The organism is Mesorhizobium sp. M8A.F.Ca.ET.021.01.1.1 (genome assembly GCF_003998025.1).
Taxonomy (GTDB): domain Bacteria; phylum Pseudomonadota; class Alphaproteobacteria; order Rhizobiales; family Rhizobiaceae; genus Mesorhizobium.
In genome coordinates, this window is sequence record NZ_RZSJ01000929.1 from 1 (window position 1) to 1,352 (window position 1,352).

Here is a 1,352-nt window from a genome sequence, read left to right on the forward strand (position 1 = left end):
ACATTGAGGCGCGCGGCAGCCACCGCTGCGTCGGCCTGCCCAAGCGCGATCCGGTAAGGCTCGGGGTCGATGGCGAACAGGAGATCGCCCTTTTTCACCGTCTGATTGTCCGATATGGCGACCTGGACGATACGACCGGCCGTGTCGGAGGCGATCGACACCTTGGCCTGCTGCAGATTGGCGTTTTCCGTTTCCTGGTAGCGCCCGCCCGTCACCCAGACATAGCCGCCGCCGATGACCAATGCCGCCGGCAAGGCGAACATCAGGAAGAAGCGGCCGATGCGGCGCTTCTTCTTCGGCGCCGGGGCCGGCTGCACGGGAGGAGCGACCGCGACGGGAGCGGCGGCCGGCTGGGCAGGCGCTTCCATCTCCACCTTGGGAGCGTTTTCTTCGACCTTGGCTACCGCGTTCATGCTGCCGCACCTTCCGCACTCTTGATCTTTTCGAGCGACGAAGCTTCGCCGTCCGTCAGATTCTGTACGATTACATCCAGCGCCCGGATCAGGACGCGTCGGTCTTCCGGCGAAACGCCGCTGAGCGATTCCTCATAGACCTCGCCAGCAAGGCTCTTGACGTCCGCATAGGCCGCGTTCGCCTTCTCGGTCGGGAAGATCATGCGCACGCGCCGGTCGGCCGCGTCGGAGCGGCGTTCGATCCAGCCGCCCTCCTCCATCCGGTCGACCAGGCGTGAGACGCTGATCGGCTCGATTTCGAGCAGTTCGGCGAGCCGCGCCTGCGCTACGCCCGCCTCCTTGGCAACGCGGACCAGAAGCCGCCATTGCGCCGAAGACAGGCCCAGCCCGCTGGCGCGCGCCTCAAAGCGCTTGCGCATCAGGCGCTGCACGTCGTGGATCAAAAATCCCAATCTGTCGATGCCATCTGAAACCATGAGCGATAGATATAATAAGCGTGCTTACTATTCAAGATGCCACAGCGCGATGAAAGCCGGCAAAATGCGCATGGCAGGCCTGCAATCCGATCCTGGTTAGCGGCAGATGAACGTGTACCCGTGCGCAACAACGCTCGGAGGGCACGTCTTCACAGGCGGTTTCGGACAACCATGGTGACGACGAAGAACGCGCCGAGCGAGCTGGTGATGATGCCGATCGGCAGTTCCTGCGGCGGCAGCAAGGTTCGGGCCAGGAGATCGCTTGCCAGCAGCAGCACCGCCCCGAACAGCGCACAACTTGTGATCAGGCGCAGATGCAGTGGACCGGCCAGCGGCCGCGACAGATGCGGTATCATCAATCCGACAAAGCCGATCACGCCGGCGACCGAGACGAGGATTGCCGTCGAGAAAGCGGCCACGAGAAAAGTCGTCCTGCGCATGCGCGCCACCGGCACGCCTAGAC

The 1,352-nt window shown here is 63.7% G+C and carries 3 protein-coding genes; all 3 read right to left on the minus strand.

The window, feature by feature from the left end; all coding sequences use genetic code 11:
• On the minus strand, window positions 1-413 hold a 413-nt coding region (locus EOA36_RS35540; RefSeq protein ID WP_127281244.1), incomplete at its 3' end, for a biotin/lipoyl-binding protein.
• A complete protein-coding gene (locus EOA36_RS35545) occupies window positions 410-889 on the minus strand; it encodes a MarR family transcriptional regulator (protein ID WP_127281245.1) in 480 nt (159 codons plus the stop codon). The genes EOA36_RS35545 and EOA36_RS35540, both read right to left, overlap by 4 nt.
• Before the next feature lie 149 nt (window positions 890-1,038).
• On the minus strand, window positions 1,039-1,352 hold a 314-nt coding region (locus EOA36_RS35550), incomplete at its 5' end, for an iron chelate uptake ABC transporter family permease subunit (RefSeq protein ID WP_145969518.1).

Bases quoted from the DNA above. Each gene is read 5' to 3' on its own strand.
- EOA36_RS35545 (WP_127281245.1), bottom strand. From the start codon at position 889: ATGGTTTCAGATGGCATCGACAGATTGGGATTTTTGATCCACGACGTG.